Raw genomic sequence first — 25,237 nt, forward strand, 5'->3', positions numbered from 1 at the left:
CGCGGACAGCGACGGCACGTTGCGCTCCAACCGATCCACTGAATCTACGCCCCGGCCGCCGCCGCCACAGCCCGGCCGGTGAGCACCCTGGCCAGGTGCTGCCGGTAGGCCACGTCGGCGTTTCCGTCGGCCGTCGGGCTGGTGCCCTCGGCGGCCAGCTCGGCGGCGGCCCGGATCGTCTCGGCGGTGGCCGGCGCCCCGACCAGCGCCTGCTCCACCGCACCGGCCCGCACCGGGGTGGCGGCCATGTTCGTCAACGCCACCCTGGCCTCGGCGATCGTGCCGCCGTCGGTGCGCAGCGCCGCCGCGACACCGACCATCGACCAGGCCTGTGCCACCCGGTTGAACTTCTCGTAGTGCGCGGTCCACCCGGTGTACTTCGGCACCCGCACCTCGACCAGGATCTCGCCCGGCTGCAGCGCGGTGGTGAAGAAGTCGACGAAGAACTCGGCGGCCGGCACCGTACGCCTTCCGTCCGGCCCGGCCAGCACGAACTCGGCATCCAGCGCGAGCACCGGCGCGGGCAGGTCCCCGGCCGGGTCCGCGTGCGCCAGTGACCCGCCGAACGTGCCCCGGTGCCGGATCTGCGGGTCGGCCACCGTGTCGGTGGTCAGGCCGATCAGCAGCGCGTGCTCCCGCACCAGCGGGTCACGCTGCACCTCGTAGTGCGTGGTCATCGCCCCGATCACCAGGGCGGCACCGTCCTCCCGGACGCCGCGCAGCTCCGCGATCTTGCCGAGGTCGACCAGTGTGGACGGTGCGGCCAGCCGCATCCGCAACACCGGCAGCAGGCTCTGCCCGCCGGCCAGCACCTTGGCGTCCTCGCCGGCCTCGGCGAGCGCGCGCACCGCGTCGTCCACAGTTTCCGGTGCGACGTAGTCGAATGCCGCTGGAATCACTGGACCCCTCCCTCAGTGGACGAGATGCTGCCGAGACCGCCACCGGCTTCGGCGCCGCCGATTCCGCTCCCGCCCGGGTCGCGCCGGTGGATCGCCGCCCACACCCGCAGCGGCGAGCAGGGCATCTCGATGTCGTTGACTCCCATGTGCCGCACCGCATCCACCACCGCGTTGACCACCGCCGGGGTGGACGCGATCGTGCCGGCCTCGCCGACGCCCTTGACGCCCAACGGGTTCGACGTCGCCGGCGTCTCGGTCCGGTCGGTGGTGAAGGACGGCAGGTCGGCCGCGGACGGCAGCAGGTAGTCGGCGAACGTGCCGGTGGTGAGCGTGCCCGACTCGTCGTGCACGGCCTCCTCGAACAGCGCCTGGGCGATGCCCTGGGCCAGCCCGCCGTGCACCTGTCCCTCCACGATCAGCGGGTTGACCGCCCGGCCGACGTCGTCGACGCAGACGTAGGAGCGCAGCCGGACCCGGCCGGTCTCGGTGTCCACCTCGGCCGCGCACAGGTGGGTTCCGTGCGGGAACGAGAAGTTCTCCGGGTCGTAGACCGCCTCGGCGTCCAGGGTGGGCTCGATGCCGTCGGGCAGGTCGTGCGCGGCGAACACGGCGAGCGCGATGTCGCCGATCCCGGTGGACTTGTCGGTGCCCCGCACGGTGAACTTGCCCTCGGCGAACTCGAGGTCGTCCTCCGAGCACTCCATCATGTGCGCGGCCACCTTGCGCGCCTTGGCCACGACCTTCTCGGCCGCCTTGACCACGGCGATCCCGCCGACCGTGAGCGACCGGGAACCGTAGGTGTCCAGGCCCTTGTGCGAGGACTGGGTGTCGCCGTGGATCACCTCGACGTCCTCGAACGCGACCCCGAGCTGATCGGCGACGATCTGGCTCCAGGCCGTCTCGTGGCCCTGGCCGTGCGGCGAGGAACCGGTGACCACCTCGACCTTTCCGGTCGGCAGCATGCGGATCGCCGCGTGCTCCCAGCCGCCGGCCCCGTAGGACAGCGAGCCGAGCACCCGGGACGGGGCCAGCCCGCACATCTCGGTGTAGGTGGAGATCCCGAGACCGAGCTGGACCGGGTCGCCGGACTCCCGGCGCTGCTGCTGCTCACGCCGCAGGCCCTCGTAGTCGAACAGCTCCATGGCCCGACCGGTGGCGGCCTCGTAGTTGCCCGAGTCGTAGGTGAGCCCGCAGACCGTGGTGTACGGGAACTCCTCGTGCTTGATCCAGTTCTGCTCGCGCAACCGCATCGGGTCCATGCCCAGCTCGGCGGCCAGCTCGTCCATGATCCGCTCGATGGCGAACGTGGCCTCCGGCCGGCCGGCGCCGCGGTAGGCGTCGGTGAGCGTCTTGTTGGTGAAGACGTTCGTGCACGCGAACCGGTAGGCCGGGATCTTGTAGATCGCGTTGAACATGAACGCGCCCAGGATCGGCACGCCCGGGGTGACCAGCCCGAGGTAGGCACCCATGTCGGCGATCAGGTCGACCTTGAGGGCGGTGATCGTGCCGTCCCGGCGCGCGGCGATCGTGATGTCCTGGATCTGGTCGCGGCCGTGGTGCGCGGTGATCATGCACTCGGAGCGGCTCTCCGTCCACTTGACCGGCCGGCCCAGCTTGAGCGCCACCAGGACGGCCATGGTCTCCTCGGGTAAGACGGCGATCTTGCCGCCGAACCCGCCGCCGACGTCCGGGGCGATCACCCGCACCTTGTGCTCGGGCAGGCCAAGGGTGAGCGCGGTCATCGTCTTGAGGATGTGCGGCACCTGGGTGGCCGACCAGATCGTGGTCTGCGCGCCGGTCGGATCGACCACAGTGGACCGTGGCTCCATGAACGCCGGGACCAGCCGCTGCTGGCGGAACCGGCGGGTGAGCACGATCGCGTCGTCGCTGGCGCCGGCCTCGTCGATCGCGGCCGCCACGTCGCCGCCGGTGCCGGCCTCGCCGGAGTCGAACACCCACAGCGCGTTGCGGTTGGTCTCCAGTTCCGGGTGGACCAGCGGGGCGCCGTCGGCCAGCGCCGCCTCCATGTCCAGCACCACCGGCAGTTCCTCGTAGTCGACGTCGATCGCCTCCAGCGCGTCGTGCGCGAGGTAGGCGTCCCTGGCCACCACGACGGCCACGCCCTCACCGGCGAAGTGCACCGTGTCGGCGGCCAGTACCGGACGCCGCGGGTGCTTCATGTCCGGCGTGATCGGCCACGCGCAGGGCAGCGCGATGGCGCCCTCCGGATCCAGATCGGACGCGGTGTAGACGGCCACCACGCCGGGCAGCTCCAGAGCTGCGGAGGTGTCGATCCGGGTGATCCGGGCGTGCGCGACGGGGCTGCGCAGCACCGCGAGGTGCAGCATGCCGGGCAACGTGATGTTGTCCGTCCACCTGGTACGGCCGGTGATCAGCCGGGCGTCCTCCTTGCGTCGCCTGGCCTTGCCGACCTCGGGTTCGAGGGTCGAGGTCATCAGGCACCGCCTCCCGCGGTCACGGGCCGCTCGCTGACCTGCTCGGCCTCGGGTCCGGCGCCGCCGCGCATCTTCTGCGCCGCGTCCCGCACCGCGCGGACGATGTTCTGGTATCCAGTGCAGCGGCAGAGGTTGCCCTCGAGGCCGGCGCGCACCGCCGCCTCGTCCGGGTCGGCGTTGTCGGCGAGCAGGTCGATCGATTGCATGATCATTCCGGGTGTGCAGAACCCGCACTGCAGCGCGTGGTTGTCCTGGAACGCCTGCTGCACGGGGTGCAGGTTGCCGTCCCTTGCCAGGCCTTCGACCGTGGTGATCTCGGAGCCGTCGGCCTGGACGGCGAGCACCGAGCAGGACTTGACGCTGTGCCCGTCCAGGTGGACGGTGCAGGCGCCACAGTTGCTTGTGTCGCACCCGACCACCGTGCCCACCTTGCCCAGCCGCTCGCGCAGGTAGTGCACGAGCAACAGACGAGGCTCGACGTCATCGGTGTACTGGGTTCCGTCAACGGTCACGGATATGCGCATGGAGCCTCCAGGAGCGCGGATGGGGACAGTCGGGGACGCGTCACGACGGAAGGCTCGCGACATTGCGACCACGGGTGAGCGGACTCACAGAGTGGAGCCTGCTACCTGACCCGCCGCCAAGACAAGACCTCGTGCTTATGATCGATTGATGGCTTCTCCCGCGGTCCAGGTGCCGCCACCCTCTGTGCGTCCGGATTACCGCAGGGGAATCGTCTTCGGGGTCGTCTCGTACGGTTTGTGGGGACTTTTCCCCCTGTACTGGCCGCTGTTGCGCCCGGCAGGCGATGTGGAGATGCTGGCCCACCGGATGCTGTGGTCGCTGGTGTTCGTGGCGGTCGTGCTCACGGTGTCCGGCCGGCGCGGTCGCGCGGGGTGGCGGGCGGTGCGCGCGGTGGTGCGGGACCGCCGCCGGTTGGGCCTGCTGGCCGCGGCGGCGGTGCTGATCACGCTGAACTGGGGTGGCTACATCTACGGCGTGAACAACGGCCACGTGGTGGAGACCGCGCTCGGCTACTTCATCGGCCCGCTGGTGTCGGTCCTGGTCGGCGTGCTGCTGCTCGGTGAGCGGCTGCGCGGCGCCCAGTGGGTGGCCGTCGGGCTGGGCGCCGCGGCGGTCGTGGTGCTCACCGCCGGCTACGGCCGCCCGCCCTGGATCGCCCTGACGCTGGCCTTCTCGTTCGGCAGCTACGGCCTGTGCAAGAAGCTCGCCGCCACCGGCGCCGTCGAGTCCCTTGCCGTGGAGACCGGCATCACCGCCGCCCCCGCCCTGATCTACCTGATCATCCTGGAGTCCACCGGCGCCGGCACCTTCACCGGCCACGGCGCCGGCCACGTGCTGCTGCTGATCGCCACCGGCGCCGTCACCGCCATCCCCCTGCTCGCCTTCGGCGCCGCCGCCACCCGGATCCCGCTCTCCCTGCTCGGCCTGCTCCAGTACATCGCCCCGGTCATGCAGTTCCTCCTCGGCGTCCTCGTCCTCGGCGAGCACATGCCCCCGGAACGCTGGATCGGCTTCACGATGGTCTGGCTCGGCCTGGCCATCCTCACCTGGTCCGGCCTGCGCCGGTCCCGGAAGGTGCAGACCGGGCAACCGTCTCACCCTCGGCGGGCCCACGGTCAGGTTCCACCACCGCAACCACTGGCGGGACCAACTCCTCGGCCACCGTAAACAGCGCCATCGCCAACTCGGCCCGGTCCACCTCGCCAAGCTCACCGGCCAGCAGTTCGTCGACCACCGGCCCGAGCTGATCCCGCAACACGGTCAGCGCCGCCACCAACCGGCCATCGGTCGGGGAGAGCCGCTCAGACATGACACCGCTGTCGATGCTCAGCCAACCGGTCGTCGGCCTCCAGCGACGTGGCGCCGATGCACCACGCCGAACAGTCCGCACACCGGCGCACCACCCGCGGCCCACCGACGACCGGATTCGCCGGCTCAACCCAGTGCCGGCCGTGATCATGGCCCCCCGCCGCCAAGCATCGAACAACTGCAGACCGACACCCGAACTCACGACACGTCACCTCCTGATGGAGGCGACGCTAAGTGCCCGGAGCAGCACCGACGGGTACGCCTTGTACCTTCACCCGCGCGGGCTACGCGGCGAGACCAACCCTCCCGCACAGAGTTCGGACGTCCTCACGCAGACCGGACGGCGGCCGGTTCACCAGACCGAGCAGCATCTCGCGGGCGAACGCGTTGTAGCGGATCGTTTCCGGCGCGGTGCGCTCGGACTTGTCCAGTAGCGTGTACACCGCGTGCCGTTCGTCGCGCTGATAATGCGCTCTGGCGACCTCGATCAGATGGCGAGCCCTACGGGGAATCGAGGCGATCTCGTTGGCGTCGAAGCCGTTCGCCGCACGCAGCGCTTCGCCGGACCGCCTGAGCTCGACGCCCAGTGTGGTGGCGTGCGCGGCCATCACCGGCGTTGAGAACGAACTCTGCACATGCCGGTAGTCCGGGCCGAGTCGCCGAGCCATCACATCGGCCTTCGCCCAGTGCGCCCACGCCTCGCCATACCGGCCGCGACGGGCGTACACATAGGCGATCTCGGCTTCGAGAGCGCCGAGCATGCCCCGCCAGTTGTCCGGGCCCTGCTCGGCATGTGGCTCCAGCTGACGCACCGCGTCAGAAGCGAGATCCACCGCTTCAGCCCACCGGCCGGCGTCGCGCAGCGCCTGCACCATCGACCATGCGCCTCCGGCGATCGCGTACGGGTCGTCGGCCTCATGTGCCTCAGTGATCGCGCGGTCGGCCACAATCCAGAGTAGTTCCGGCGCCGGTTGGTACGCGACGTAGAAATCGGCCAGCCGGTACACCCCCGCCAGCACCCGGCGAGCCTCCCGGCGCTCGCCGTTGGGCCGTGCTCTGACGGCGAGTTGGGCATCGCCGATGAGCCCGGGCAGCAGCGCACCGAGCTGGGTCCGGTGGTCCGGGCTCGCATGGCGGATCCGCCAGGCCTGCCGGAGCCGGAGCGCGAGGTGATCCACATCAGGGGGGGACCCGTTGTCATTGAGGCGGTAGTCGGTCAGTGCGGCCTGCACAGCGGAAAGGGCGGTGTGCCGTTCTCCGGCAAACACCTGCACCGGGATGGTCTGGCCGTCGCCGGTCAGATCCGCGAGGTCGGAGAGCTCGAGTGCCCGGGCCAGCCGCAGCAGCATGGGCAGGCGCGGCGCCTGCAACCGGCCGTTTTCCACAGCTTTGAGCCATTCCGCGGACCTACCGACGAGACCCGCAAGCACAGGACGGGACATTCCTCGGTGCTCGCGGTAATGCCTGAGCCGGTTCCCGATGGAGAGCGCGTGGTCCGGTGTAGCCATGGGACTGTCACCTCTTCGCCGACACCCTCCTCGCTGGCCCCGGCCCATCGACCGGAGCCGCATGTCCTCGGCGAAGAGGTACGGGTCCAGCCTACCCATCGGCAGGCAGGACCCTGACGTATGAATACCGCCTGGTCCCGCCCCGACGGATCATCGATATGGCCGGGTTGATGCAGCCTGCGGTGGCGCGGTTCGAGGCGGGCGGGACGATGCCGACGATCCCCATGCTGGAGCGGCTGGCCGCAGCGCTGGCGATGGAGTTGCGTGTGGAGCTGCGATCACCCTGACGTTCAGGGATGTGGATGCGGCGATGAGATGGGTCCGGCCTGCGCCGATCGCCAGCGCAACCCCGGCCGGGGTTGCAGGTGCCGTCAGGGGAGGTGGATGCGGCCGGTGAGTTCGGTGAGGCGTTCGCCGCCGCCGCCCCAGCGGAGGGAGATGATCTCGGCGGCGATGGAGACGGCGGTTTCCTCGGGGGTGCGGGCGCCGAGGTTGAGGCCGATGGGCGAGGCCAGGCGGGACAACTCGGCTTCGGTGAGGCCGGCTTCGCGCAGCCGGGCCAGGCGGTCGTCGTGGGTGCGGCGGGAGCCCATCGCGCCGATGTAGCCGACGTCGGTGCGCAGCGCGACCTCGAGTAACGGGACGTCGAACTTCGGGTCGTGGGTGAGCACGGCGATCACCGTGCGGGCGTCGATCCGGCCGGCCTCGGCCTCGGCGGCCAGGTAGCGGTGCGGCCAGTTGACCACCACCTCGTCGGCGTCCGGGAACCGGGAGTTGGTGGCGAACACCGGGCGGGCGTCGCACACGGTCACCCGGTAGCCGAGGAACGAGCCGAGCCGGGCCACCGCGGCGGCGAAGTCGATCGCACCGAACACCAGCATCCGGGGCGGCGGCTCGAACGAGCTGACGAACACCGACATGCCCTCGCCGCGGCGCTGGCCGTCCACCCCGTAGTGCAGCATCCCGGTGCGGCCCTGGGCGAGCAGCCCGCGCGCGTCGTCGGCGACCGCGTCGTCGGCCCTTGACGAGCCGAGGCCGCCGGCCGCCCGGTCCGGCCACACCACCAGGTGCGCGCCGCGCCGCTCCGGTTCCGGGTGCTCGACCACGGTGGCCAGCGCCACCGGCTCCTCCACCTGCACCGACTTGGCCAACTCGGCCAGCTCCGGAAACCGGGCCGCGCTGATCGCCTCCACGTACACGTCGATGATCCCGCCGCAGGTCAGCCCGACGGCGAACGCGTCGTCGTCGCTCACCCCGTAGCGCTGCAGCACACCGGCACCGTCGCCGAGCACCTGCTGGCCCAGCTCGTAGACCGCGCCCTCGACGCAGCCGCCGGACACGCTGCCGGACACCGTTCCGTCGCCGGCCACCATCATCGCGGCGCCCGGGGCGCGCGGGGCCGAGGAGAACGTGCCGACCACGGTGCCGAGCGCCACCGTCTCGCCGGCCGAGTAGCGCCGCATCAGCTCGGCCATCACGTCACGCACGGCGTACCTCCTCGAGCAGGTGCTCCAACGTAGCCAGGCTGTGCCCGGCCAGTAAACGGTCCACATGCGGCAGAGCGGCCACGATCCCGGACTGCACCGGGGCGTAGCCGTCCCGCCCGGCGTGCGGGTTGACCCACAACACCCGGTGCGCCAGCCGCCGTAACCGGGCCATCTGCTCGCCGAGCAGGCCGGCGTCGCCGCGCTCCCAGCCGTCGGAGAACAGCACCACGACCGCCCGCCGGGCCACCCCGCGCTGGCCCCACCGGTCCAGGAACGCCCGCAGGGTCTCGCCCAGCCGGGTGCCGCCGGCGAAGTCGGGCACCACCCGGGCCGCCGAGGTGAGCGCCTGCTCGGGGTCGCGCTGGCGCAGCTGGCGGGACAGCCGGGTCAGCCGGGTGCCGACGGTGAACACCTCCGTGCTGGCCGGTGCCCGCCGGCACAGCGCGTGCGCGAACCGGAGCAGCGCGTCGGCGTACGGGGTCATCGACCCGGACACGTCCACCAGCAGCACCAGCCGGCGCGGCCGCCGCCCCCGGCCCCGGTAGGCCAGCCGGACCGGCTCGCCGCCGGCCGCGCGCATGATCCGCAGCAGCCGGTTCGGGTCGAGCCGCCCGGTCCGTTGTGGACGGTGCCGCAGCGACCGGCGCAGCGGCGGGTCCAGCCGCAGCGCGCCGAGCAGCTCGCGCAGGTGCTCGCGCTCCGGGCCGGACAGCTCGGCGATGTCGCGCCGGCGCAGCACCTCGGTGTCGCTGGCGGCCACCCGCAGCGGGGTCGGCTCGGAGCCGGTCCCGGCGTCGCCGGGCGGGGCCTCGTCGAGCGCGGCCAGCACGCTGGTCCGCACCCGGCGTACCGGCGAGGTGCGGGCGGCGCGCGGCGGCCGGGCGGCGAACCAGGCGCCGAACGCCTCGTCGTAGCGTGGCAGGTCGTCCGGTTCGGCGCACAGGGTCAGCCGGCCGGCCCAGTACAGCTGGCCGGGCTCGGCCGGGTCGAGCTGCTCGACAGCGGCCAGGTAGGCCTGAACCCGCTGAGCGTCACAGGGCAGCCCGGCCGTGCGCAGGGCGGCGGTGAAGCCGACCAGGCCGGGCAGTGGGTCCATATGGCAATTGTGCGCCCCGCCCGGAGCATCGTCCGACGACCGGGTTGGTGCCAATATTGTTGGACATTCCCTCACAGAAGGGTTTTCCCATGGGGCGTTCACGAATTCCTGCACTCGTGTCCGTTGGCCTGGCGGTGCTCGCCGGGCTGCTGGTGCCCGCCGCGCAGGCGGGCGCGGAGGCCGCGACCGGCGACCTGACCAGCGCGGTCGTGGCGAAGATCGGCGAGAAGACCGGGACCCGGCCGGACCTGGCCGGCACCGAGGTCAACGTGATGCGCACGGACGGCGCCGACTGGGCGTTCGGCGCCGGCATCGCCAAGGCGGCGGCCGTCGAGGGCGCCTACCCGGAGGGCTGGCTGTTCGTGGCGCACCTGGAGAACAAGGAGTGGACGGTCGCCTTCGAGGGCGAGCCGGGCTTCCCGAGCCTCACCGCCGCCGCCCCGGCCAGCGTCGTCCCGGACACGGCGAAACCCGATCTCGCCGCGCTCGGCCCGGCCGAGGCGAAGGTGGCCACCGGGGACGCGAAACCGCTGGCCGGCGGTGACTTCCGCACCGGAATGCGGCTGCCGTGGGCGGTCGGGCAGTCCTGGCGGTACACCGGCGGACCGCACGGCGCCAGCCGGCAGTCGGTGGACCTGGCCGGCGGCGACGGCCGGGTGCTGGCCGCCCGCGCCGGCACCGTGTTCGTGATGTGCTCCAGCCAGCGCGGCTGGCTGCGGGTGGTGCACGACCGCGGCTACCAGACCGACTACTACCACCTGCACAACAACCGCACGGACAACGGTGCGGCCGTGGCCGAGGGCGCGTTCCTCGGCAACATCGGGGTGGACGTCTCCTGCGGCGGCAGCGCGACCGGCCCGCACGTGCACTTCTCCCTGCGGCAGAACGGCGTCAACGTCGCCATCGGGTCGCACAACTTCGGCAAGTGGCAGTTCTACGCGGGATCCGCCGAGTACCAGGGCACCGCGCTGCACGGCTCGACCCAGGTCGGCACCGGCGGCTCGATGAACAACTTCGGCGCGCTCGGGTTCACCCAGGGCATCGTCGACACCAACGGCGGCGGCGTGCTCAACCGCAGGTCCGGCCCGGGCACCAACTTCGGCATCGTCGGCACGGTCGCCGACGGGGCCACGGTGACCATCGCCTGCTCGGCCGACGGCACCTCGCACACCGGCCGGTTCAGCTACACCACCACCCTGTGGAACAGGCTGACCGACGGCACCTGGATCAGCGACGCCTACACCTGGACCGGCACCGGGAACCCGGTCAACGGCAGGTGCTGAGCGGCGAGCGGCCCGGCACCGCTCCCCCTGAGGCCGGTGCCGGGCCGCGCTTCGCCGGCAGGCGGGCCGAGGTAGCGACGGCCACGCGCGCGAAGCAGCGGAATAGTCCGACGGAATACCGCGTCAAAGATGGAGCCGCGGCCTGACCACAAGCGCCGCCACTCGCTTTCGTGACCAGCACCAACGGCTCGAGATCAGTTTCCAACAATGGATCGCCGGTACGCCACCGAATTAACCGGCCAGCAGCGTGTCGAGCCCAGCCGCCACCGTGCGTTCGGCGTCCTCGCGGTACTTGAGCACCGCGCCGAGCGTGGCCGCCGCGGCGGCCGCGTCGAGTTCGGAGCGGCCGAGCGTCATCAGCGCCTCGGCCCAGTCGATCGACTCGGCCACGCCCGGCGGCTTGAGCAACTCGGCCGTGCGCAGCCGGCGCACCGCGCCGGCCACCTGGGTGGCCAGCCGCTCGCCGATGCCCGGCAGCCTGCGGCGCAGGATCGCGATCTCCCGGACCAGGTCCGGGTGCTCCAGCCAGTGGTAGAGGCAGCGTCGCTTGAGCGCGTCGTGCACCTCACGGGTGCGGTTGGAGGTGAGCACGACCAGCGGCGGCACGGCGGCGCGCACCTCGCCCAGTTCCGGGATGGTCACCGTGTTCTCGCCGAGCACCTCGAGCAGGAACGCCTCGAACTCGTCGTCGGCCCGGTCGATCTCGTCCACCAGCAGCACGCACGGTGCCTGCTCCAGTGCCCGCAACAGCGGCCGGGCCAGCAGGAACCGCCTGCCGTACAAGGACTTCTCCGCCACGTCGGAGTCCAGCGGCCCGGTCGCGCCGGCCTCGAGCGCGCGCAGGTGCAGCAGCTGGCGCGGGAAGTCCCAGTCGTAGAGCGCCTGGGTGGCGTCGATGCCCTCGTGGCACTGCAGCTTGATCAGCTCGACGCCGAGCGCGGTGGCCAGGGCCACGGCAAGGGAGGTCTTGCCGGTGCCCGGCTCGCCCTCGCAGAACAGCGGCCGGCCCATCCGCAGCGCCAGGAACGCCGCCGTGGCCAGCCCCTCGTCGGCCAGGTAGCCGACCCGGTCGAGCGCGCCGGCCAGGTCGGCCGGGGCGTCGACCGCGGCCCAGGACGTTTGCACGGGATCGAGCCTAAGGGTCGGGGGTACCCGGACGCGTGCCCGGACCGGGAATCCGGGTCCGGTCAGGGCCGCTCCCCGATGTGCCCGGCGCCGGTCCCGGCGACCCTTGAGTCGTGACCAACGAGACCATCACCCAGACCACCAACACCATCAAGAAGCTGCGCCGCAGCCGGTCCGACCGGATGGTCGCCGGCGTGTGCGGCGGGGCGGCCAAGCTGCTCGGCATCGACCCGGCGATCGTCCGCGTCGGCCTGGTGGCCGCCACGATCCTGGGCGTCGGCACCGGCGCGGTGCTCTACCTCGCCTGCTGGCTGATCATCCCCGAGGAAGACACCGAAGACTGAGTCCGCCAACGACGTATCTGCCCGTCGGGAGCCGGCTCTTTTCTGGTATGCGGCGCGTTCACTGGCTTGGCGGCCGGGCGGCTGCAGGGGAACCGCCCGGCCGCCGTCCACCGCAAAGGAGCGGTGCGAGGTGTTAGTCCACCTGACCGAGGCCAACTCGGATCATCCGATCGAGCTGCGCAAGGGCGATACGGTGGAGCTGCGCCTTCCGGAGTCGCCGGCCAGCGACTACCGCTGGCGGTGGCGCCTGCCGGAAGGGCTACGGATGATCACCGACGAACACGTCCCGGGATTGCCCGGGAACGATCCCGCCGCCGTCTCGGGGCAGCGCCGGCTGGCCTTCGACGTTCACGCCCGAGGCCGGCTCGAGCTGCGGGCCGAGTTGGCCCGACCATGGGAGAGCGAGGCCCAGCAGGCACTGACCTTCACCGTTCATGCGCAGTAACGACCGATCGACCGAAGACGTTGGATCATTCGGGTGAGCCTCGGCGGATTCAGATGCGACTCGTCGAAGTCGAACGATGTACCTGACGCCCCCAGAGAGTCGACCCACGAAGTGGGGTGGAATGCGGTGACCGAGCTCCGCACGGCAAGCATGAGTCCGCCTTGGGAGGGGCTGGAAGGCCGGGACCGGCACGCGGCGTGCCTGGTCGCGGCGAGAACGGGGGACCGCGCCGCAATGGACGTTCTCGTCGCCGAACTGACCCCGCTGGTCTGGCACGTGGCCAGGGGCAACGGCCTGGACCGCAGCACCGCGGAGGACGTCGTGCAGACCGTGTGGCTGGCGCTGCTGCGCCACATGGAACGGCTGACCGAACCGCGCGCTCTGGTCAGCTGGTTGATCACCACCACCCGCCGGGAATCCAACCGGACCCGGCGGCGCGGGGCCGGACAGGTCGAGCTGCCGCAGGAGATGGCCGAGAAGCTCACCAACGACGACCCGCTCCCCGAGGCCGAGCTGCTCCGCGACGAGCGGGACCGACAGCTCTGGCGCGCGTTCCACCGCCTGTCCCAACGCTGTCAGGAGCTGCTGCGCCTGACGGTGCTGGCCGGGCGGGTGGAGTACCGCGCCGTTGCCGAGGCTATGCATATGCCGCACGGCAGCATTGGACCGACTCGAGGGCGCTGCTTGAGCTCCCTTCGCACCCTGTACGACGGGGAGGCTGGCAGATGATGACGCAACACCATTCCGCGGCGGACGACGCGATGATGGCCAAGGTACTTCGGCTGGTCGACGAGCTCGACCCGCCGCCCGCCGGGCTGATCGAGCGATCCCAGTTCGCGATCGCCATCGACGACATCGACATCGAGGCGGCGCGCTGGGCGGACGACCGCCCGCTGGCCGGTGTCCGGGGCGGCGCTCCCGGCACTATCACCTTCTTCGTGGGGGACCTCACGGTGATGGTCAATGTCACCCGCACGGGTGAGCGGCACCGAATCGACGGCTGGCTCGTGCCGGCCGGCGAGCACGGTGTGGAGGTGCGCGTCGCCGACCACGGCTCCACCGAGACCACCGCTGACGAGGGCGGACGGTTCGTACTGACCGAGGTGCCCAGGGGCACGACGCAGATCCTGGTACGGATGAAAGCCGACCGGCCACGGACAGTAGTTACCCCGACGGTAGTTCTGTAGGTAATTGTCAATGCTTTAGGCCAACCAGGGGATAAAGTCGTATCTGTCCGTCACCCAGCGTCTCTTGTTAGGTGGCAGGTTCCGAAACCTGGTTGAAGGGGAGTCATGAGCGACAAGAACACCGCTGGCACCAACCCGCCGTCCGGAAATACTCCGTGCCCGGTCTGCGGATCGGAGAACTGCCCGACTGGTTTTCACGACAACGTGATCGACAAGACCGAGAACCAGCCGGCAACTCAGAACTGACCCGAACAAGTCGGGGTCCGGGGCACACACCAACGGCGACGTATGTTGCCATTAGTGTGTGCCCCGCTCCCGTAGTCGGCCCCCGATGACCACGTCGCCTGGCCGGGCTGCAGCCGGAAACGGCCAAACACCGCACGATGACCTCACACCGGCGGAGGAACTGCTGGTCCGTGGGGTGGGAGCGAGCAACGTCGGGCGGACCGCCGAGGCGACCAAGCTGTTGCACAAGGCGCTGCGCGCGCTGCCGGTCGGAACCGGTGACCCGGACGCGCTCGCCGTGCGCATCCGGATCCTTTCCGCCCTGTCCTACACCGAAGCCGAGACCGGCACGGTCGCCGACGGCATGATCCATCTCGGCACCGCGAGCGACCTGGTGGGGGCGCTCCCGGACGGACCGAGGCGGCTCACCCTGCGCGGCCGGATCTTCCACCAACAGGGCCTGATGATGCTGCGGGTCGGCCGCCTGCAGGACGCGGTGAACGCCTACAACCAGGGCATCCCGCTGCTCGAGCAGGCCGTCGACGACCCGGCCGGCGACCCGGAGCTGCTGGCCAAGTCCCACCTCAACCGCGGCCTGGCGTTCATCGAGCTCGGCCGGCCGGCGCCGGCCGAACGGGACGCCCGGCGCTGCCTGGAGCTGGCCACCACGTTCAACATCCCCCGACTGGTCGAGAAGGCGCAGGGCAACCTCGGCGAGATCGCCCACCTGGTCGGCGACATCCCGAAGGCATTGACCTATCTGGAGGCCGCCGAGCGGGCGTTTCGCAAGGAGGCGCCCGGCGTCGCCGCCCGGGCCAAGATCGACCAGGCCAAGGCGCTGCTCGCCGCCGGCGTCACCGACGAGGCGGCCCGGCAGCTCGACGAGGCGCTCCCGGTGCTGCGCGCGTTGCGGCTGAGCCAGGATCTGGCCGAGGCCGAGGTGGTCCGCGCCGGAGCCGCGCTGCTGCAGGGCGAGTTGGAGCTGGCCAAGCAGCTGGCCGGCTCCGCGCACCGCCGGTTCGTCAAGCGCGGCAGCGCGCCGTGGGCCGAGGTCGCCGCACTGACCAGGATGCAGGCCGAGACCACCGCGGCGCTGGCCGGCGACGACAGCAAGGCCTCGCCCGCCCGGGCGGCCCGGCTGGCACAGCGGCTGGCCGAGGTCGGGCTGACCGACGAGGCGGCCAAGGCCATCATGCTTGGCGTGCGGCTGGCCGTGCGGGGTGGCGCGACCGGCACCGCCGAGACCCTGCTCCAGCAGGTGCCACCGCCGAGCAAGCTCGCGCCGATCGACCACAAGATGCTGCTGCGACTGTGCCGGGCCGAGCTGTCGCTGGCTCAGGGCGACACCAAGCGGGTGCTGGCCGAGGCGCGGGCCGGGCTGGACGAGCTGTCCCGGGTACGGGACCGGATGGGCGGCCTGGACCTGCTCTGCGGAACGGCGGTGCACGGCCAGGAGCTCGGCCGGCTCGCCCTCAGCCTGGTACTGGACGGCGCCCGCACCCAGCGCGACGCCCGCCGGCTGCTCGGCTGGCAGGAGCGGACCCGGGCGCAGATCTACCGGTACGAGCCGCTGCCGGCGATCGACAACGACGAGCTGGCCAGCCGGGTGACCGAGCTGCGCGGGGTGCTGCGCACGCTGCAGCAGGCCAGGGTGGAGCGCCGCCCGGAGACCGTCTCGGTGCTGGAGCGCCGGTCGGCCGTGCTGCAGCGGGAGGTCAGCCGGCTCGGCTGGCACACGAGCAAGTGGGGCCGGCCCCGGCCGGTGTGCTCGCCCGAGGAGATCATCGCCCGGCTCGGCGACCGGGCACTGGTCAGCTTCGCCGGGCCGCGGGACACCCTGGCCGCCGTGGTGGTCGCGGGCGGGCGTACCGACCTGGTGCGGCTGGGCCCGATCGAGGAGCCGCTGGAGACCGCCAAGCAGCTGCACGCCGATCTGGACGCGCTCGCCCCGGACGAGCTGGTCGCGCCGCTGGCGGCCGCGGTGTCCGCGTCGGCCAACCGGCGCATCGCCCGGCTGGACGAGCTGATGGCGCCGGTGATCCGGCTGCTCGGCGACCGCGACGTGGTGATCGTGCCGGGCGGCGGGCTCTACCAGGTGCCGTGGGGGTCGCTGCCGTCCCTGCGCGGCCGGCCGCTCACCGTCGCGCCGTCGGCCACCGCCTGGGTCGGCGCCGCCGCCCGGTCGGCCCCGGTGGGCGGCCAGGACGTGGTCCTGGTGTGCGGGCCGGGGCTGCCGGAGTCGATCACCGAGCTGAACCGGCTGCGGGCGATCTACCCGGACGCGGCCGTACTCGAGGGCGAGGCCGCCACCACCGCGGCCGTGCTGGCCAGGATGGACGGTGCGAACCTGGTGCACATCGCCGCGCACGGCACCCATGAACCGGCCAACGCGCTGTTCTCCCGGCTGGAGCTGGCCGACGGCGGCCTGCTCGCGCACGAGCTTGCCCGGCTGAAGAACCCGCCGGAGCACGTCGTGCTCGCCTCGTGCGAGCTGGCGCTGAGCCACATCCGGCCGGGTGACGAGGCGCTCGGATTCGCCGGCGCGCTGCTCGCTTCCGGCTCCCGCACCGTGGTCGCCGCGGTCTGCCGGGTCGGCGACCGGTCCTCCGCCGAGACGATGACCGACTACCACCGCTGGCTGGTCTCCCCGGCGGCCGCGGACCTGGCCAACACCATGACCGACTACCACAGCCGGCTGGCCTCCGGCGCCGCCCCGTCCACCGCGCTGGCCCAGGCCACCGCGGCCGATCCGCTGCGCCGGCCGTTCATCTGTCTCGGTGCCGGCTAGCTCCAGCGCTCACTGACGGTCATGATTGGCCGGTGGACATGGTGGCAGCGGCGACGGCGTTCGATCAGAACTACGTCACCGACCTGATCACCATCCCGCTGTTCACCGGCGTGATCGGGTACGTCACCAACTGGACCGGCGTGCTGATGCTGTTCCGGCCGCTGCGCTTCCGTGGCGTCCGGCTGCCCGGGCTGAAGATCCTCTTCCCGCTGCTGCCGCGCATGGTGCAGGTGCTGCCGCTGTTCCGCTACGACGGCCGGATCGGCTGGCAGGGCATCGTTCCGTCGCGCGCGGACAAGATGGCCAGCATCGCCGTGGACAAGGGTCTGGCCAAGCTGGGCGGGATCAGCGACTTCTACCGCGAGCTGGAACCGGACCGGATCGCCGAGCACCTGGCCACCGTGGCCCGGGCGGAGATCCGGGACGTGGTCGAGCAGATCATGCGGCGCGAGCACCCGCAGCTGTGGCGGGACCTGCCGCCGGTGATCCGGGAGGCGGTGCACGCCCGGGTGCAGCAGCAGCTGCCGGCGATCGTGCGGGACCTGACCGACCTGATCGGCGCCAACATCGACCAGCTGATCGATGCGAAGCTGATGGTGATCCGGTACTTCGAGGCACATCCGGAGCTGCTGAACAGCCTGTTCCAGGAGATCGGGCACAAGGAGCTGCGGTTCATGCAGAACTTCGGCTTCTACTTCGGCTTCCCGATGGGCTTCGTGCTGTTCGGGGTGGTGCAGCTGGTGCCGTACTGGTGGGTGCTGCCGGCCGGCGGGATGATCATCGGCTGGGTGGCCAACTACCTGGGTCTCACGATGATCTTCGAGCCGATCTTCCCGAACCGGTTCGTGCCGTGGCGGCAGGGGCTGTTCATCAAGCGCAAGGACGAGGTGACCGAGGGGTACGCCCGGCTGATCTCCACGCACGTGATCACCTTGAGCAACCTGGGTGACGAGCTGCTGCACGGGCCGCGGTCCGACCGCACCCACCAGATGCTGGAGGACACGCTGCGCCCGGCGGTGGACCGGGCCGTCGGCCGGGCCCGGTCGGCGGTGCGGGTGGCGGTCGGCACCCGGGAGTACGACCAGATCAGGTCGGCGCTGGCGGCCCAGGCGGCCGGGCTGGCGCCGATCACGTTCGCCGATGCCGAGCTGAACCGGACGCAGGCCGGCAAGATCTACTCGTATGTGGCGGCGCAGATGAAGAAGATGGGGCCGGACGAGTTCGTCGAGATGCTGCGCTCGGCGATCCGGCAGGACGAGTGGCTGCTGTTCGTGCACGGCGGCGTGCTCGGCATCCTGGCCGGACTGATCCACCTGGCGATCTTCGGAGTGTGACATGGGGCGGGGTAGTGATCTGGTGCGCGGGCTGCCCGGTTTGGTCCGGGTGGCCGCAGGCGCCGGCTGGAAGGCGTTCTCCTGGACCGTGGGCACGTCCCTCACGGTCGGCAGCGATCTCGTCCGCCGCACCATGAACGGCGAGTCGCCGGCCCGGGTCGTCGCCGAGCTGTCGGCCGAGCTGCGCACGTTCGCCCAGCACGCCCTCGGCCTCGCCGACACCACGGCCACCCCCGACGACCTCCGCGCGATCGGCGCGACCCTGCTCCGCCGCTCCGCCGACGTGACCGTGACCGAGGAAGGCCACCCCGCCTACGCCCGCATCCTCTCCGAGCTCACCCCCGACGAAGCCCGCATCCTGCGCTACCTCTACCTCAACGGCGCCCAGCCCGCCATCGACATCCGCACCAACCGCCCGCTGGGCATCGGCTCCGAACTGGTCTGCGGCGGCCTGAACATGATCGGCGAACACGCCGGCTGCCGGCACACCGACCGCATCCACCCCTACCTGACCAACCTCAACCGCCTCGGCCTCGTCGAGTTCTCGAAAGAACACGTGGCCAACCCCAACCGCTACCAACTCGTCGAAGCCCAACCCAAGGTCGTCGAGGTCGTCCGCCGCGCCGGCCGCGCCCCCCGCATCATCCACCGCAGCATCCACCTCAACGCCTTCGGCGAAGACTTCGTCGTCACCTGCCTCCCCACCCCCAACGGCTCCCGCCCGCACACCTGAGCCCGGACACCGAAAGGCCCGGCTCGCCAGGGGGCGGGCCGGGCCTTTTCTGGTGGGATGGCTCAGAAGTCCATGCCGCCGGTGGGGTCGCCGCCGCCGGCCGGGGCGGCGGACGCCTTCTCCGGCTTGTCGGCGACAACGGCCTCGGTGGTGAGGAACAGGGCGGCGATCGACGCGGCGTTCTGCAGCGCCGAGCGGGTGACCTTGGCCGGGTCGATGATGCCGGCCTTGATCAGGTCCTTGTACTCACCGGTGGCCGCGTCCAGACCCTCGCCAGCCTTGAGGGTCTTGACCTTCTCCACCACGACGCCGCCCTCGTGGCCGGCGTTGATCGCGATCTGCTTGAGCGGGGCCTCGACGGCGACCTTGACGATGTTCGCGCCGGTCGCCTCGTCACCCGTCAGCCGCAGCCCGGCGAACGCCTCCGCGGCGGCCTGCAGCAGGGCCACGCCACCACCGGCGACGATGCCCTCCTCGACCGCGGCCTTGGCGTTGCGGACCGCGTCCTCGATGCGGTGCTTGCGCTCCTTGAGCTCGACCTCGGTGGCCGCGCCGGCCTTGATCACCGCGACGCCGCCGGCCAGCTTGGCCAGCCGCTCCTGCAGCTTCTCGCGGTCGTAGTCGGAGTCGCTCTTCTCGATCTCGGCCCGGATCTGGTTGACCCGGCCCTGGATCTGCTCCGGGTCACCGGAGCCCTCGACGATGGTGGTCTCGTCCTTGGTGACGACGACCTTGCGAGCCTTGCCGAGCAGGGAGGCGTCGGCGTTCTCCAGCTTGAGACCGACGTCCTCGCTGATCACGGTGCCGCCGGTGAGCACGGCCATGTCCTGCAGCATCGCCTTGCGGCGGTCGCCGAAGCCGGGGGCCTTGACGGCGACCGACTTGAACGTGCCACGGATCTTGTTGACGACCAGGGTGGCCAGGGCCTCGCCCTCGACGTCCTCGGCGATGATCAGCAGCGGCTTGCCGGCCTGCATGACCTTCTCCAGCAGCGGGAGCAGGTCCTTGACCGACGCGATCTTCGAGCCGAACAGCAGGACGAACGGGTCCTCGAGGACCGCTTCCTGCCGCTCCGGGTCGGTGACGAAGTAGCCGGAGATGAAGCCCTTGTCGAAGCGCATACCCTCGGTGAGCTCAAGCTCCATGCCGAGCGTGTTGCTCTCCTCGACGGTGATGACGCCTTCCTTGCCGACCTTGTCCAGCGCCTCGGCGATCAGCTCGCCGATCGTGGTGTCGGCGGCCGAGATCGAGGCGGTGGCAGCGATCTGCTCCTTGGTCTCGACCTCCTTGGCGACCTTGTGCAGCTGCTCGGTGACAGCCTCGACGGCCTGCTCGATGCCGCGCTTCAGCGAGAGCGGGTCGGCGCCGGCCGCGACGTTGCGCAGACCTTCACGAACCAGAGCCTGGGCGAGCACGGTGGCGGTGGTGGTGCCATCACCGGCCACGTCATCGGTCTTCTTGGCAACTTCCTTGACGAGCTCGGCCCCGATCTTCTCCCACGGGTCCTCGAGCTCGATCTCCTTGGCGATCGAGACGCCGTCGTTGGTGATGGTCGGCGCGCCCCACTTCTTTTCGAGCACGACATTGCGACCCCTCGGGCCGAGGGTCACCTTGACGGCATCGGCGAGGATGTTCAGGCCCCGCTCGAGACCGCGGCGGGCGTCCTCGTCGAACGCGATCAACTTGGCCATTGCGGTGTGGTCCTCCACATGGTGACGACGGATAGTTCCGCCAGTCATGGACGTCACGTAGCTCGGCCAGGCGCGGTGCCCGCGACGGACGACGGGCTCCGGGTCACGGAAGCCAGCCTCACCGTCCCGACCTCTGGCACTCGGTGGACCCGAGTGCCAACCCCGTGTTTAGCACTCTCCCCATCGGAGTGCAAGAAATGCAGGTCAGCGCGAGGTCTGCGGGCGCACCGGCAGCGAGGTCAGCTGCTTGCCGGTGGACTTCGTCGGATCCTGGTTGGAGGTCGCGCCGCCACCGGGACCGACGTTGACCTCGGGCACGTTGCTGGTCGGCTGTTCACCGCCGCCCCCGGGGCCGCCGGTGAACAGCAGCAGAGCGCCCACGATCAGCGCGATCGCCACCAGCCCGACCAGCACCGGCGCCACCCAGCGCGGCCCGCCCTTCTCGGCGGTGAACGCGGTGGCTCCGATCGGGACCGGCGGGCGCAGCCGGACCGGGTCGGCGATGGACGAATGCGCGCCCGGCGGCGGCAGCTGCCGCGGCGGCTGCGGTCCGCCCGGTCCGACCGGACCACCGAACCGCGGCCCGGTACCGGCCGGCGCCGGGAATCCGCCGTGCCCGTTGCCCATGGCGGGCGGGCCGGACACCGGAACGGTGGCGCCCGGGACCGGGCGCCGGGCCGGCGGCTGGTGCGGCTGCGGCACGCCGGCCAGCGCCTGCCGGGCCGCCGCGACCAGCTCCCGGCAGTCGGCGTAGCGGGCCTTGGGGTTCTTGGCCATGCCGCGCCGGACCACCTCGTCGATGGCCGGCGGCAGCACCACCAGTTCGGTCAGCCGCGGCACGTCCCGGTTCAGGTGGCCCTGGATCACCTCGGGCACCTGGCCCTGGAACGGCGGCCGGCCGGCCAGGCAGGCGAACACCACGCAGGCCAGCGAGTAGGCATCGGTGCGGCCGTCGACCGGCTCACCGCGCAGGTGCTCGGGGGCGGCGTAGGTGGGCGAGCCGAGGAAGTCCCCGCCCCGGGTGCGGTGTCCGGTGGCGCCGCGCCGGGTCAGCCCGAAGTCGGCCACGTAGACGTGCTCGCCGGCCGACTCACGGCTGGTCACCAACACGTTGGCGGGCTTGACGTCCAGGTGCACCAGGCCCCGGTCGTGCAGGTTGTCCAGGGCCTCGGCGACCTGGCCGAGCAGCGCGAGCGCCCGGGCCGGCGCCAGCGGCCCGCCCTTGATCAGGCTGGCCAGGTCGGAGCCGTCCACCAGCCGCATCGCGATGTACAGCAGGCCGTCGACCTCGCCGAAGTCGTACAGCGGCACCACGTTCGCGTGGTCGATCGCCGAGGTGTTGCGGGCCTCGTCGACGAACCGCTCGCGGAACTCGGGATCCTCGGTGAGGTGCTCGGCGATCACCTTGAGGGCGACCTTGCGACCGAGCCGGATGTCCGTCGCCCGGTACATCACGCTCATGCCGCCCTTGCCGAGCACACCGTCGATCCGGTAGTGCCCCAGGCGACGCCCGGTGAGGTCCTCCGACACAGTGCTCCATTCAACGCGAGGACCAAGATCGCGCCGTGCCCTCCGCCGGTCGGGGTCCTCGTCGCGACGAGCCTAACCGGGCCGTGGTGGATCCCGTGTGCGGTTCCGCGGACCCGCCCCCCATCACATCTTGCGAACGCCCTCCGCCTGGGTCCGGCCGTCACGTCCCGAGCCGACCTCGAACTCGACCCGGTCGCCCTCCTCGAGGGTGCGGAATCCGTCCGCCTGGATGGCCGAGTAATGCACGAAGACCTCGAGTCCCTGCTCGGACTCGATGAACCCGTAGCCCTTCTCCGAGTTGAACCACTTCACCGTGCCGGTAGCCACGGCACCCCTCCCGATCCGTCGAGCACGGCGCGGGCGCGCCGTTTCCAGCCGGGCCCAACCTACTGACTCTCGTCACGCTCGCAAGCCGGGGCGACTACCGACCGTTGTCGACGGCGGACAACCAGTCGGCGAACGAACGCGGGCTGCGGGTCTGGGTGAGCAACTGGCCGGGGCCGGCGAAGTCCAGGATCAGGCCCTCGCCGGTACGCACCGACTGGGGCATGGTCTGGCTGGCCGCGCGCAGCCGGGACTGGGTGTAGTCGCTGTAGGCGAGCAGGTAGCCGGGTTCCACCGTGATCAGCTCGCCGGCCTCGAGCGTGACCAGGTCGACCGTGCCGCAGCAGGCCAGCACCAGCGAGCCGGTGCCGGAGACGTGCTCGAGGAAGCCGACGTCGGCGCCGAACAGGTTGCGGAACCCGGGCCACTGCTGGTTGCTCACCACCGTCGCCGCGGTGGCCAGCGCGCCGCGCCGGGTCACGCACCAGCCGGCGGTGCCGTCCAGCTCGAGCACGTACACGTCGCCGGGGACGGACGGCGCGAGGTCCACCCAGCCGCCCTCGGCCGGCGCGGTGAACATCGTCGGCCGGTGCCGGCCGCGGGATCCGCCGCGCGACCGCGGCTCGACCAGGACGCCGTAACTGGTGGCGACCAGCGCGGCGTACTCGGCCAGTACGGCCTCGCCCGGCGCCAGCTGCAGCCGGGCGACCCCGAACGCGGGGGTGTGCCGGGTACGGACCTGCATGCGGTGCACTGTGACACAACCGCGGCAGCGGCGGGCAGGATGGGCGGGTGGCACACCCCTCCTCCGCCCGGCGATCGGTGACCGAGCACCGGGCCGCGGTCGCCGGCCTGCTCGAACCGCTGCCGGTGGCCGACCGCGAGCTGGCCGACTGCCTGGGCCTGGTGCTGGTCCGGGACCTGACCGCCCCGGTCCCGCTGCCGCCGTTCGACAACTCGGCGATGGACGGCTATGCGGTGCGCGCCGCCGACGTCGCCGGGGCGGGCGCGGCCGACCCGGTCACCCTGCCGGTCGAGGCGGACATCCCGGCCGGCCGCACCGAGGTCCCCGCGCTGCGGCCGGGCACCGCGCACCGGATCATGACCGGGGCGCCGGTGCCGGCCGGCGCCGACGCGATCGTGCAGGTCGAGCTGACCGACGGCGGCACCGAGCGGGTCGAGATCCGCGCCGCCGTCGCGGCCGGCACCCACCTGCGGTTCACCGGCGAGGACGTGCCGAAGGGCGCCGTGGTGCTGCGCGCCGGCACCGTGCTCGGCCCGCCTCAGCTTGGTCTGGCCGCCGCGGTCGGCTACGCCGCGCTGCCGGTGCGCCGGCCGCCCCGGGTGCTGGTGCTGTCCACCGGATCGGAGCTGGTCGAGCCCGGGACGGCACTGCTGCCCGGGCAGATCTACGAGTCGAACAGCGTCCTGCTGGCCGCGGCCGTGCGCGAGGCCGGCGGCACCGCGACGGTGCTCCGGTTCGTGCCGGACGACGTGGACACCTTCCTCGGCGCGGTGCGCTCGCATGCGGCCGAGGTGGACCTGCTGGTGACCTCCGGCGGAGTGAGCGCAGGCGCCTACGAGGTGGTCAAGGACGCGCTGACCGGGCGCGGGGTGGAGTTCGTCAAGGTGGCGGTGCAGCCGGGCGGGCCGCAGGGGTGCGGCCGGCTGGACGGCCTGCCCGTGGTCACGCTGCCCGGCAACCCGGTGAGCGCGGCGCTGTCGTTCGAGCTGTTCGTGCGCCCGGCGTTGCTCGGCGCCATGGGGCACACCGTGGTGGACCGGCCCCGCGCGCGGGCGCGGCTGACCTCGGCGCTGCGCTCCCCGGCCGGCCGGCGCCAGTACCGCCGGGCCCGGCACGACGAGGGGATGGTCGAGGTCGTCCCGGTCGGCGGCCCCGGCTCGCACCTGCTCGCCTCGTTCGCCGCGTCCAACTGCCTGATCGAGATCCCGGAACCGGTCACCGAGGTCACGGCCGGCACCGAGGTCGATCTGGTGCTGCTGAACTGACTGCCACCGGGAGTAGTTTCGCGGTTACGGTTCGCGGTAGGATTCATCCGATAACTCGTTGCGCAGGACGCATCCGGCCGCACCGTGCCCCGTCGGGGGAGGCACGGCCCGGTCGGATGCGTCGTCCGGTTGGCGTAACGTGGTTCTCCTCAATCCACCCCGCGCAACGAGGAGCCATGACCGCCGAGAAGAAGTCCGGCACCCTCACGCATTTCGTGCGGCTCTCCCGCGAGGTCGTGCCGCCGATGCATCCGGCCGGCCGGCCGTTCGTCGCCGGGGTGGCCGCGGCCGCGCTGGTGCTGCGCCGGGTGTCCCGCCGGGCCGGGTTCGGCGCCGGGGTGCTGGCCGCGTTCGTCGCCTGGTTCTTCCGCGAGCCGCGCCGGGTCACCCCGCAGCGCTCCGGCATCGCGGTGGCCCCCGCCGACGGCACCGTGGCGCAGATCGTCACCGCCACCCCGCCGGCCGAGCTGGGCCTCGGCCCCGGGCAGCTGCTCCGGGTGAGCATCTTCCTGTCCGTGTTCGACGTGCACGTGCAGCGCGCCCCGGTCACCGGCGAGGTGCTCCGCGCGGTCTACACGCCGGGCCGGTTCCTCTCCGCCGACCTGGACAAGGCCAGCGAGGACAACGAACGCAACACGCTGCTGCTGCGCACCCCGGAGGACCACCGGGTGATCGTGGTGCAGATCGCCGGCCTGGTCGCCCGCCGGATCGTCTGCGAGGTCCGGGAAGGCGACAAGGTGCAGGCCGGCGCCACCTACGGGCTGATCCGGTTCGGCTCGCGGGTCGACCTCTACCTGCCCCCGGGCAGCCGGGTGCTGGTAGAGCCGGGCCAGCGCACGATCGGCGGCGAGACGGTGATCGCCGAGCTGACCGAGCGGGCGGAGGGCTGACCGGTGGCGCCCACCGCCCCCGGCGTGCGGCTGCTGCCCAACGCCATCA

General features: G+C 71.7%; 24 protein-coding genes. 13 read left to right on the forward strand and 11 right to left on the reverse strand.

The genetic code is table 11. The features are described from left to right. Positions 1 to 44: 44 nt before the first annotated feature. Genes VFV67_RS13665 through VFV67_RS13675 form a run of 3 tightly spaced genes read right to left on the reverse strand, consistent with a single transcriptional unit; the run spans position 45 to position 3,879 of the window. The gene (locus VFV67_RS13665; RefSeq protein WP_326470129.1) at positions 45 to 899 is read right to left on the reverse strand and encodes a xanthine dehydrogenase family protein subunit M; all 855 of its coding nucleotides are present in this window, start codon (positions 897 to 899) and stop codon (positions 45 to 47) included. Beyond that, positions 896 to 3,355 carry a xanthine dehydrogenase family protein molybdopterin-binding subunit gene (locus VFV67_RS13670; RefSeq protein WP_326470131.1) on the reverse strand — a complete coding sequence of 820 codons (2,460 nt, stop codon included), beginning with the start codon at positions 3,353 to 3,355 and terminating at the stop codon, positions 896 to 898. Before VFV67_RS13670 ends, VFV67_RS13665 begins: the two co-directional genes overlap by 4 nt. After that, positions 3,355 to 3,879 (reverse strand): (2Fe-2S)-binding protein, encoded by a 525-nt coding sequence (locus VFV67_RS13675; RefSeq protein ID WP_326470132.1) that lies wholly within the window; start codon positions 3,877 to 3,879, stop codon positions 3,355 to 3,357. Before VFV67_RS13675 ends, VFV67_RS13670 begins: the two co-directional genes overlap by 1 nt. Positions 3,880 to 4,027: 148 nt before the next feature. On the opposite strand from VFV67_RS13675, the gene rarD reads away from it, so the two are divergent. After that, positions 4,028 to 5,047 (forward strand): EamA family transporter RarD, encoded by a 1,020-nt coding sequence (gene rarD / locus VFV67_RS13680; RefSeq protein ID WP_326470133.1) that lies wholly within the window; start codon positions 4,028 to 4,030, stop codon positions 5,045 to 5,047. Between the two features lie 425 nt (positions 5,048 to 5,472). On the opposite strand, the gene VFV67_RS13685 is transcribed toward rarD, so the two are convergent. Further along, positions 5,473 to 6,696, reverse strand: a complete 1,224-nt coding sequence (locus tag VFV67_RS13685; protein WP_326470134.1) for a helix-turn-helix transcriptional regulator — start codon at positions 6,694 to 6,696, stop codon at positions 5,473 to 5,475. Positions 6,697 to 6,854: 158 nt separating this feature from the next. Here VFV67_RS13685 and VFV67_RS13690 point away from each other — a divergent pair, with 158 nt between their 5' ends. Then, positions 6,855 to 6,983 (forward strand): hypothetical protein, encoded by a 129-nt coding sequence (locus tag VFV67_RS13690; protein ID WP_326470135.1) that lies wholly within the window; start codon positions 6,855 to 6,857, stop codon positions 6,981 to 6,983. 84 nt (positions 6,984 to 7,067) lie between these two features. Here the strand turns inward: VFV67_RS13690 and VFV67_RS13695 are convergent, their stop codons facing one another. Both VFV67_RS13695 and VFV67_RS13700 read right to left on the reverse strand, forming a co-directional pair. Continuing rightward, positions 7,068 to 8,183 carry an XdhC/CoxI family protein gene (locus VFV67_RS13695; RefSeq protein WP_326470137.1) on the reverse strand — a complete coding sequence of 372 codons (1,116 nt, stop codon included), beginning with the start codon at positions 8,181 to 8,183 and terminating at the stop codon, positions 7,068 to 7,070. Continuing rightward, complete coding sequence (locus tag VFV67_RS13700) at positions 8,176 to 9,279, reverse strand: vWA domain-containing protein (RefSeq protein WP_326470138.1); 1,104 nt, start codon at positions 9,277 to 9,279, stop codon at positions 8,176 to 8,178. The genes VFV67_RS13695 and VFV67_RS13700 overlap by 8 nt, the downstream gene beginning before the upstream one ends. Before the next feature lie 116 nt (positions 9,280 to 9,395). On the opposite strand from VFV67_RS13700, the gene VFV67_RS13705 reads away from it, so the two are divergent. After that, positions 9,396 to 10,562: a peptidoglycan DD-metalloendopeptidase family protein gene (locus VFV67_RS13705; protein WP_326470140.1), complete on the forward strand. Its 1,167-nt coding sequence runs from the start codon at positions 9,396 to 9,398 to the stop codon at positions 10,560 to 10,562. 231 nt (positions 10,563 to 10,793) lie between these two features. On the opposite strand, the gene VFV67_RS13710 is transcribed toward VFV67_RS13705, so the two are convergent. After that, a complete protein-coding gene (locus VFV67_RS13710; RefSeq protein WP_326470142.1) occupies positions 10,794 to 11,687 on the reverse strand; it encodes a MoxR family ATPase in 894 nt (297 codons plus the stop codon). 113 nt (positions 11,688 to 11,800) lie between these two features. Here VFV67_RS13710 and VFV67_RS13715 point away from each other — a divergent pair, with 113 nt between their 5' ends. The 8 genes from VFV67_RS13715 (at position 11,801) to VFV67_RS13750 (ending at position 18,743) form a co-directional block, all read left to right on the forward strand. Then, positions 11,801 to 12,031 carry a PspC domain-containing protein gene (locus VFV67_RS13715; protein ID WP_326470144.1) on the forward strand — a complete coding sequence of 77 codons (231 nt, stop codon included), beginning with the start codon at positions 11,801 to 11,803 and terminating at the stop codon, positions 12,029 to 12,031. A gap of 130 nt (positions 12,032 to 12,161) precedes the next feature. Further along, positions 12,162 to 12,476 carry a protease inhibitor I42 family protein gene (locus tag VFV67_RS13720; protein ID WP_326470146.1) on the forward strand — a complete coding sequence of 105 codons (315 nt, stop codon included), beginning with the start codon at positions 12,162 to 12,164 and terminating at the stop codon, positions 12,474 to 12,476. A gap of 126 nt (positions 12,477 to 12,602) precedes the next feature. After that, the gene (locus VFV67_RS13725; RefSeq protein ID WP_326470148.1) at positions 12,603 to 13,205 is read left to right on the forward strand and encodes a sigma-70 family RNA polymerase sigma factor; all 603 of its coding nucleotides are present in this window, start codon (positions 12,603 to 12,605) and stop codon (positions 13,203 to 13,205) included. Continuing rightward, on the forward strand, positions 13,202 to 13,663 hold the full coding sequence (locus VFV67_RS13730; protein WP_326470150.1) for a carboxypeptidase regulatory-like domain-containing protein: 462 nt from the start codon (positions 13,202 to 13,204) through the stop codon (positions 13,661 to 13,663). Before VFV67_RS13725 ends, VFV67_RS13730 begins: the two co-directional genes overlap by 4 nt. Positions 13,664 to 13,768: 105 nt before the next feature. After that, positions 13,769 to 13,909 carry a hypothetical protein gene (locus VFV67_RS13735; RefSeq protein ID WP_326470152.1) on the forward strand — a complete coding sequence of 47 codons (141 nt, stop codon included), beginning with the start codon at positions 13,769 to 13,771 and terminating at the stop codon, positions 13,907 to 13,909. Between the two features lie 175 nt (positions 13,910 to 14,084). Beyond that, positions 14,085 to 16,676: a CHAT domain-containing tetratricopeptide repeat protein gene (locus tag VFV67_RS13740; RefSeq protein ID WP_326470154.1), complete on the forward strand. Its 2,592-nt coding sequence runs from the start codon at positions 14,085 to 14,087 to the stop codon at positions 16,674 to 16,676. Between the two features lie 38 nt (positions 16,677 to 16,714). Continuing rightward, positions 16,715 to 18,010 (forward strand): hypothetical protein, encoded by a 1,296-nt coding sequence (locus VFV67_RS13745; protein WP_326470372.1) that lies wholly within the window; start codon positions 16,715 to 16,717, stop codon positions 18,008 to 18,010. A 1-nt stretch (position 18,011) separates the two neighbouring features. Beyond that, positions 18,012 to 18,743 (forward strand): DUF4393 domain-containing protein, encoded by a 732-nt coding sequence (locus tag VFV67_RS13750; protein WP_326470156.1) that lies wholly within the window; start codon positions 18,012 to 18,014, stop codon positions 18,741 to 18,743. A gap of 62 nt (positions 18,744 to 18,805) precedes the next feature. Here the strand turns inward: VFV67_RS13750 and groL are convergent, their stop codons facing one another. From groL to VFV67_RS13770, 4 genes are all read right to left on the reverse strand, one after another. Continuing rightward, a complete protein-coding gene (gene groL, locus VFV67_RS13755) occupies positions 18,806 to 20,434 on the reverse strand; it encodes a chaperonin GroEL (RefSeq protein WP_326470157.1) in 1,629 nt (542 codons plus the stop codon). A 204-nt stretch (positions 20,435 to 20,638) separates the two neighbouring features. After that, positions 20,639 to 21,964, reverse strand: coding sequence for a serine/threonine-protein kinase (locus tag VFV67_RS13760; protein WP_326470158.1), 1,326 nt, complete (start codon positions 21,962 to 21,964; stop codon positions 20,639 to 20,641). Between the two features lie 123 nt (positions 21,965 to 22,087). After that, entirely contained in the window at positions 22,088 to 22,291 is a 204-nt protein-coding gene (locus VFV67_RS13765) for a cold-shock protein (protein WP_326470160.1), read from the reverse strand. A gap of 94 nt (positions 22,292 to 22,385) precedes the next feature. Next, positions 22,386 to 23,033 carry an AIM24 family protein gene (locus VFV67_RS13770; protein WP_326470162.1) on the reverse strand — a complete coding sequence of 216 codons (648 nt, stop codon included), beginning with the start codon at positions 23,031 to 23,033 and terminating at the stop codon, positions 22,386 to 22,388. Between the two features lie 47 nt (positions 23,034 to 23,080). On the opposite strand from VFV67_RS13770, the gene glp reads away from it, so the two are divergent. Together glp and VFV67_RS13780 are read left to right on the forward strand one after the other, a co-directional pair. Further along, a complete protein-coding gene (gene glp / locus VFV67_RS13775; protein WP_326470164.1) occupies positions 23,081 to 24,298 on the forward strand; it encodes a gephyrin-like molybdotransferase Glp in 1,218 nt (405 codons plus the stop codon). Positions 24,299 to 24,474: 176 nt separating this feature from the next. Then, positions 24,475 to 25,188, forward strand: coding sequence for a phosphatidylserine decarboxylase (locus VFV67_RS13780; RefSeq protein ID WP_326470165.1), 714 nt, complete (start codon positions 24,475 to 24,477; stop codon positions 25,186 to 25,188). Positions 25,189 to 25,237: the final 49 nt, after the last annotated feature.

Source organism: Actinophytocola sp., assembly GCF_035762905.1.
GTDB lineage: Bacteria > Actinomycetota > Actinomycetes > Mycobacteriales > Pseudonocardiaceae > DASYTH01.

Excerpts from the sequence above, each read along its gene's own strand:
- VFV67_RS13670 (WP_326470131.1), bottom strand. The coding sequence starts at position 3,355 with ATGACCTCGACCCTCGAACCCGAGGTCGGCAAGGCCAGGCGACGCAAG.
- VFV67_RS13675 (WP_326470132.1), bottom strand. The coding sequence starts at position 3,879 with ATGCGCATATCCGTGACCGTTGACGGAACCCAGTACACCGATGACGTC.
- rarD (WP_326470133.1), top strand. The coding sequence starts at position 4,028 with ATGGCTTCTCCCGCGGTCCAGGTGCCGCCACCCTCTGTGCGTCCGGAT.
- VFV67_RS13685 (WP_326470134.1), bottom strand. The coding sequence starts at position 6,696 with ATGGCTACACCGGACCACGCGCTCTCCATCGGGAACCGGCTCAGGCAT.
- VFV67_RS13690 (WP_326470135.1), top strand. The coding sequence starts at position 6,855 with ATGGCCGGGTTGATGCAGCCTGCGGTGGCGCGGTTCGAGGCGGGCGGG.
- VFV67_RS13700 (WP_326470138.1), bottom strand. The coding sequence starts at position 9,279 with ATGGACCCACTGCCCGGCCTGGTCGGCTTCACCGCCGCCCTGCGCACG.
- VFV67_RS13730 (WP_326470150.1), top strand. The coding sequence starts at position 13,202 with ATGATGACGCAACACCATTCCGCGGCGGACGACGCGATGATGGCCAAG.
- VFV67_RS13735 (WP_326470152.1), top strand. The coding sequence starts at position 13,769 with ATGAGCGACAAGAACACCGCTGGCACCAACCCGCCGTCCGGAAATACT.
- VFV67_RS13745 (WP_326470372.1), top strand. The coding sequence starts at position 16,715 with ATGGTGGCAGCGGCGACGGCGTTCGATCAGAACTACGTCACCGACCTG.
- VFV67_RS13750 (WP_326470156.1), top strand. The coding sequence starts at position 18,012 with ATGGGGCGGGGTAGTGATCTGGTGCGCGGGCTGCCCGGTTTGGTCCGG.
- groL (WP_326470157.1), bottom strand. The coding sequence starts at position 20,434 with ATGGCCAAGTTGATCGCGTTCGACGAGGACGCCCGCCGCGGTCTCGAG.
- VFV67_RS13770 (WP_326470162.1), bottom strand. The coding sequence starts at position 23,033 with ATGCAGGTCCGTACCCGGCACACCCCCGCGTTCGGGGTCGCCCGGCTG.
- VFV67_RS13780 (WP_326470165.1), top strand. The coding sequence starts at position 24,475 with ATGACCGCCGAGAAGAAGTCCGGCACCCTCACGCATTTCGTGCGGCTC.